Annotated in this window: 6 protein-coding genes; 5 read left to right on the forward strand and 1 reads right to left on the reverse strand. The window is 68.9% G+C overall.

Annotated features, from left to right (window positions below):
• The first annotated feature begins 83 nt into the window (after positions 1-83).
• The 4 genes from QMK34_RS22185 to QMK34_RS22200 all read left to right on the forward strand — a co-directional run bounded on the left by QMK34_RS22185 (position 84) and on the right by QMK34_RS22200 (position 3,422).
• Positions 84-725 carry a hypothetical protein gene (locus QMK34_RS22185; protein WP_326416118.1) on the forward strand — a complete coding sequence of 214 codons (642 nt, stop codon included), beginning with the start codon at positions 84-86 and terminating at the stop codon, positions 723-725.
• Positions 726-1,892, forward strand: a complete 1,167-nt coding sequence (locus QMK34_RS22190; RefSeq protein WP_326416119.1) for a glutathionylspermidine synthase family protein — start codon at positions 726-728, stop codon at positions 1,890-1,892.
• Between the two features lie 154 nt (positions 1,893-2,046).
• Positions 2,047-2,499 carry a DUF350 domain-containing protein gene (locus QMK34_RS22195; RefSeq protein ID WP_326416120.1) on the forward strand — a complete coding sequence of 151 codons (453 nt, stop codon included), beginning with the start codon at positions 2,047-2,049 and terminating at the stop codon, positions 2,497-2,499.
• A 17-nt stretch (positions 2,500-2,516) separates the two neighbouring features.
• Positions 2,517-3,422 (forward strand): haloalkane dehalogenase, encoded by a 906-nt coding sequence (locus QMK34_RS22200; protein ID WP_326416121.1) that lies wholly within the window; start codon positions 2,517-2,519, stop codon positions 3,420-3,422.
• A gap of 66 nt (positions 3,423-3,488) precedes the next feature.
• On the opposite strand, the gene QMK34_RS22205 is transcribed toward QMK34_RS22200, so the two are convergent.
• Positions 3,489-4,784: an aspartate aminotransferase family protein gene (locus QMK34_RS22205; RefSeq protein ID WP_326416122.1), complete on the reverse strand. Its 1,296-nt coding sequence runs from the start codon at positions 4,782-4,784 to the stop codon at positions 3,489-3,491.
• Between the two features lie 135 nt (positions 4,785-4,919).
• On the opposite strand from QMK34_RS22205, the gene serS reads away from it, so the two are divergent.
• Positions 4,920-6,191, forward strand: coding sequence for a serine--tRNA ligase (gene serS, locus QMK34_RS22210; RefSeq protein ID WP_326416123.1), 1,272 nt, complete (start codon positions 4,920-4,922; stop codon positions 6,189-6,191).
• Positions 6,192-6,270 lie beyond the last annotated feature (79 nt).

Here is a 6,270-nt window from a genome sequence, read left to right on the forward strand (position 1 = left end):
ATGCCCGCGCCGCCCACACTCTGCGCGTGCCGGGTGGCTAGTCTGGACATGGGTTCGCGGTGACGCCGATTACGGAGTGCTCTATGACGGATGAGAACAACCAGGGGGAACGCCCGCCGGAAGAGCCTGCCAAGCGCGGCTCGATGCGGTTCCAGGAAGAGGGCACTCAGGCTCGCCAGCCTTCGGTCGCCGAGCAGCGGGCGCGCCGTCAGGCCGTGGCCGACCTCGAACGCGAGGAGGCGGAGGCCGCCGAGGCGGACCGCGTCGCCAGCGGCAAGGCGGCGACCAAACGGAAGATCCTCATCGGCAGCGGCGTCACGGTCGGCCTCGTCGGCCTGATCGCGACGTTCTACACCGTCGCGAAGACCAACGACGTCACCGCGGTCTGCACGGACAGCGGTGGGACGGTGGTGGCCGACCAGACCTGCGACGAGAACACCCTCCGCAGTCAGGGTGCTCAGTACAACTCGTCCACCGGTTTCTGGGTCCTGCCGCTCTTCCTTGGCGGCGGTCAGTACCGCTACAACTACGGCGGTTCCGGCAACGTCGGCCAGCGGGTGTCCGGCGGCTCGTTCGACGCGCCGTCCTCGCGCACCAACGTCAGCACCAAATCGGGCACCTCCGTGCAGCGCGGCGGGTTCGGCATCAGCGGCAAGTCGGGGACCAGCGGCAAGTCCGGGACCAGCGGTGGCACCGGCGGCACCGGCAAGAGCGGGGGCTCGTAGGTGCACAGGGATTCCAGCGCGCCCAGGCGGGACTGGCAGCGCATCGTCGAAGAGCAGGGGCTTGTCTACGGCAGCCCGGCCCGCGACGAGCGCGGCAAGTCGCGCCCGTACTGGGACGAGTCGGTGCACTACGTCTTCTCGATGGACGAGATCCTCTCGATCGAGGCGGACGTCGAGCTGCTCCATTCGATGTGTCTCGAGGCCGTCGACAACGTCGTGACGACGGAGCAGTACCAGCGCTTCGGCATCCCGGAGTGGGTCTGGCCGCATATCGCGGAGTCGTGGAAGCGGCAGGATCCGCACGTCTACGGCCGGTTCGACCTGCGCTACGACGGCAGCGGCCCGGCCAAGATGCTGGAGTACAACGCCGACACCCCGACGACGCTGCTCGAGGCGTCGCTGCTGCAGTGGCACTGGAAGACCGACGTCTTCCCCGAGTCGGACCAGTGGAACTCGATCCACGAAAAGCTGGTCGAGCGCTGGGCCGAGATCGGCGAGAAGCTGCCGTCGAACGAGCTGCACTTCACCTGGTCGTCGGCGGATCCGACCGGTGAGGACCATGTCACCACGGCGTACCTGCAGGAGACCGCGGCCGAGGCCGGGCTCGACACCGTCGGCCTGGCGATCGAGGAGATCGGCTGGGACCCGGTGCTCAAGCGGTTCGTCGACCTCGAAGAGGCGCAGATGGCGACCGTGGTGAAGCTCTACCCGTGGGAATGGGTGGTCGACGAGGAGTTCGGCAAGTTCGCCATCGAGACGATGCCGAAGACCCTCTGGGTCGAGCCGCTGTGGAAGATGCTCCTGTCGAACAAGACGCTGCTGGCGGTCCTGTGGGAGAACTACCCAGGGCACCCCAACCTGCTGCCCGCGTTCGCCGACGACCCCGGCCTGCTGACCGAGTACGTCCGCAAGCCGAAGCTCGGCCGCGAGGGCGCGAACGTGCAGATCGTCGCCACCGGCTACGAGACCCAGACCGACGGCGTCTACGGCGCCGAGGGCTACGTCTACCAGGCGTTCGACCCACTGCCCGAGTTCCAGGGCTACCGCCCGGCACTCGGCGCGTGGATCGTCGGCGACCAGGCGGCCGGCCTGGGCATCCGCGAGACCGCGGGCCTGGTGACCGACGACGGGGCCGCGTTCGTCCCCCACCGCATCCCCGAGGCGTGATCAAAGCTTTCCCAGCGTGAGATGAACGGTCCGTTTATGGCGTTTTCCGCCCTGAACGGTCCGTTCATCGCATCCGCGTCGGCGAGTGTCGGTGGGATCCGGCACAATCCACTCGCGACCTGCTCCGAGCTGCTCGAACTCTCTGGGAGAACCTGTGACGACCACCCTTGCGCTGTCCGATACGTTCGGTTCCGAACTCGTCCGCGGGATCGGCGCGATCCTGCTCTACGGCGTCGTCGGCCTGCTGCTGATGTTCGCCGGGTTCTGGGCGATCGACTGGACCACGCCCGGCAAGCTCGCGCAGCTGGTGACCCGCGGCCTGCCCAACGCGGTGATCGTCACCGCGTCCGGTCTGCTGTCGATGGCGTTCATCGTGGTGGTCGCCATCGCCAACTCGGCGAGCGACCTGACTGAGGGTCTCATCACGTCGCTGGTCTACGGCCTGGTCGGCATCGTCGTGCAGGTGCTGGCCGTGCGGCTGCTGGAATGGGCGACCCGCATCGATGTGGGCTCCACGATCGAGAGCGAGAAGTTCGCCCCGGCCAGCATCGTGGTCGCCGCGGCGCACATCGCGCTGGGCCTCGTGGTGGCGGTCGGGATCTCCTAAGCACTACCGTCGGGTAGGTGCGCCTACTAAGGACACCGGAAGACCGGTTCTCGGACCTGCCCGACTTCGACTTCGACCCCCGCTACGCGGAGATCGCCGACCCGCACGGCGGGCTGATCAGAGTGGGTTACGTCGAGGCGGGCCCCGCCGACGGACCGCCCGTGCTCCTGCTCCACGGCGAGCCCACCTGGTCGTACCTCTACCGCAAGATGCTGCCGGTGCTGGCCGCGGCCGGGCTGCGCGCGATCGCGCCCGACCTGGTCGGCTTCGGCCGCTCGGACAAGCCGGGTGACATCGCCGACCACAGCTACGCCCGGCACGTCGCCTGGCTGCGCGCCTTCGCTTTCGAGGCGCTCGACCTGCACGACGTCACGCTCGTCGGGCAGGACTGGGGCGGTCTGATCGGGCTGCGCCTGGTCGCCGAGAACCCGGACCGGTTCGCCCGCGTGGTCGCGGCGAACACCGGCCTGCCGACCGGCGACGCCGACATGCCACCGTCGTGGTGGGCCTTCCACGACGCGGTGGAGAACGCCCAGGTGCTCGACCTCGGCCGGTTCGTGCAGTCGGGCACGAAGATGAAACTGTCGCCGGACGAGCGCGCCGCCTACGACGCCCCCTACCCGAACGAGATGTACAAGGCTGGCCCGCGCGCGATGCCCGCGCTGGTGCCGACGAGGCCGGACGACCCGGCGTCCGAGGCCAACCGCGCGGCCTGGAAGACGCTCACCGAGCTGGACATCCCGTTCCTGTGCGCGTTCTCCGACTCGGACCCGATCACCGGCCCGATGGCCCCGATCCTGCGCCGCTCGATGAAGGGCGCCGCGGGCCTGGACCACCCGACGATCACCGACGCCGGCCACTTCCTCCAGGAGGACGCCGGGGTCCAGCTCGCCGAGCACATCGCGCGGTTCGTCCGCGCGTAGGTGTCATGAAAGGGTCTTTCCGGGCAAAAAGTGTCCGGAAAGACCCTTTCATGACACTCGGGAGCGTTAGGCGAGAGCTGTGTGGGTCGCCTCGAGGGCGTCCGTGAGGATGGCCAGGCCCTCGCGGGTCTCGTCGGCGGTCAGGGTCATCGGGGGGGCGATGCGGACGACGTTGCCGTGCAGGCCGCCCTTGCCGATCAGGAGGCCGCGGGCCTTGGTCTCCTCCATCATCCGGGCCGCCGCGCGCACGTTGGGGGTCGTGCCGCCCGGCTCGATCAGCTCGACGCCGATCATCAGGCCCTTGCCGCGGACCTCGCCGATCAGCGGGTTCGACAGCGCGCGCAGGCCGGTCAGGAGCTCGGCGCCGCGAGCCGCCGTGTTGGCCTGCAGGTCGTGGTCGGCGATGTAGTCGAGGACCGCCGTCGCGCCCGCCATGGAAACCGGGTTTCCACCGAAGGTCGAGATCGAGCTGGCCGTGAAGCAGTCCATCAGGTCGCCGCGGGCGACCAGGCCGCCGACCGCGAGGCCGTTGCCGAGGCCCTTGGCGAACGTCATCGCGTCCGGGGTCACGCCGTGCGCGTCGATGCCCCAGAAGTGTTCGCCGGTGCGGCCCCAGCCGGTCTGGACCTCGTCGGAGATGAACAGGATCCCGTAGGAGTCGAGGACTTCCTTCATGGCTGCGAACAGGCCGTCCGGCGGGGAGCTGAAGCCGCCGACGCCCTGGATCGGCTCGGCGATCATGCAGGCGACGTCGCCGGAGGTGCCGGTCTGCAGGACGTCGACCAGGTCCGCGACGCAGGCGTCGATGTACGCCGCGTCGGACAGGTCGCGGAACGGGCTGCGGTAGCGGTAGCCGCCGTGCACGTAGCTCACCTTGAGCGGGCTGAGCGCCGACGTCGACCAGCCGCGGTTGCCGGTGATGCCGACCGTCGCGAACGACCGGCCGTGGTACGAGTTGCGCAGCGCCAGCACCTGGTTGCTGCGGCGGTACTGGCTCGCGAGCATCAGTGCGGTGTCGTTGGCCTCGCTGCCGGAGTTCGTGAAGAACACCTTCGCGTCCGGGATGTTCGACAGTTTCGCGATGCGCTCGGCGAGCTCCACCTGCGAGCGGATCAGGTACAGCGTCGAGGTGTGCAGGATGCCGGTGTCGAGCTGCTTGCGGACGGCGTCGCTGATCTCGGCGACGTCGTAGCCCATCGCGTTGGTCAGGATCCCGGCGAAGAAGTCGAGGTAGCTGCGGCCTTCGCTGTCGACGACGCGGCGGTCCTGCGCGTGCACGATCTCGATCGGCTCGTCGTAGTACAGCGCCATCCAGGACGGCAGTACCGCCTTGTGCCGGGCCACCAGATCCGCGTCGGTCATCGGCTTTTCTCCGTCCGTGCAGGGATGTCGGCCCAGTATGGGTAGCGGGGGAAAAGGCCGACAACGATCAGACTGTCGGTGTCTGGACGCCCACCCGCACAGTGTGTGCGTTGCCTGCGACTACCCTCTCTTCTCGTGATCGACCCTCGGACGCTGCGCGATGACCCGGAAAGTGTGCGTGCCTCACAGCGCGCTCGTGGTGAAGACGAAGGGGTGGTCGACAAGCTGCTGTCTCTCGACACCAGTCGCCGCTCCGCGATCGCCGCCGCGGACAAGCTGCGCGCTGAGCAGAAGGCGCTGAGCAAGCTCATCCCGAAGGCCTCCGGTGAGGAGCGGGCGGAGCTGCTCACCCGCGGCAAGGACCTCTCCGCCCAGGTCAAGGCGGCCGAGGTCGAGCAGAACCAGGCTTCGGAGGAGTTCGACCAGCTGCACCGGGCGCTGCCGAACCTCGTCCACCCGGACGCGCCGGTCGGCGGCGAGGACGACTTCACCGTGGTCAAGCACGTCGGCGAGCCGACCAAGTTCGACTTCGAGCCGAAGGACCACCTGGAGCTCATGGAGAGCTTCGGCGCGGTCGACATGGCGCGCGGCGCCAAGGTGTCCGGCTCGCGGTTCTACTTCCTCACCGGCATCGGCGCCCAGCTGCAGCTCGGCCTGCTCAACATGGCGATCGCGCAGGCGCTGGAGAACGACTTCGTCCCGATGATCACCCCGTCGCTGGTGCGGCCGGAGATCATGGCGGGCACCGGTTTCCTCGGCGCGCACGATTCCGAGGTCTACCGGCTGCGCGACGACGACCTGTTCCTGGTCGGCACCTCGGAGGTCCCGCTCGCCGGGTTCCACGCCGACGAGATCCTCGACCTCTCGGACGGCCCGAAGCGCTACGCGGGCTGGTCGTCCTGCTACCGCCGCGAGGCCGGGGCGGCGGGCAAGGACACCCGCGGCATCATCCGCGTGCACCAGTTCGACAAGGTCGAGATGTTCGTCTACACCCGTCCGGAGGACGCCGAGGCCGAGCACCAGCGGCTGCTGGGCTGGGAAGAGCAGATGCTCGCCAAGATCGACGTCCCCTACCGGGTGATCGACACGGCCACCGGCGACCTGGGCGTCTCGGCGCACCGCAAGTTCGACTGCGAGGCCTGGGTGCCCACCCAGGACGCTTACCGCGAGCTGACCTCGACGTCCAACTGCACGACGTTCCAGGCCCGCCGCCTCGGCATCCGCCACCGTGACCAGAACGGCAAGCCGCAGATCCTCGCGACCCTCAACGGGACGCTGGCGACCACCCGCTGGATCGTCGCGATCCTGGAGAACCACCAGCTCGAAGACGGGTCCGTGCGGGTCCCGGAGGCCTTGCGGCCCTTCGTCGGCGGGCGTGAGGTGCTGACCCCGCTCGTGAAGAAGTAGCGGCTCGGATGGGGTTCGGCGGCCGGGCCGCGGCGCTGGCCGCGGTCCTCCTGCTCGGCGGGTGCGCGACGACGGTCAC

Origin of the sequence: Amycolatopsis sp. H20-H5, from assembly GCF_035828755.1 — a bacterium.
Lineage (GTDB): Bacteria > Actinomycetota > Actinomycetes > Mycobacteriales > Pseudonocardiaceae > Amycolatopsis.

What these genes read in the sequence shown, in the direction of transcription:
- QMK34_RS22185 (WP_326416118.1), top strand. Translation starts at nt 84, where the DNA reads ATGACGGATGAGAACAACCAGGGGGAACGCCCGCCGGAAGAGCCTGCC.
- QMK34_RS22205 (WP_326416122.1), bottom strand. Translation starts at nt 4,784, where the DNA reads ATGACCGACGCGGATCTGGTGGCCCGGCACAAGGCGGTACTGCCGTCC.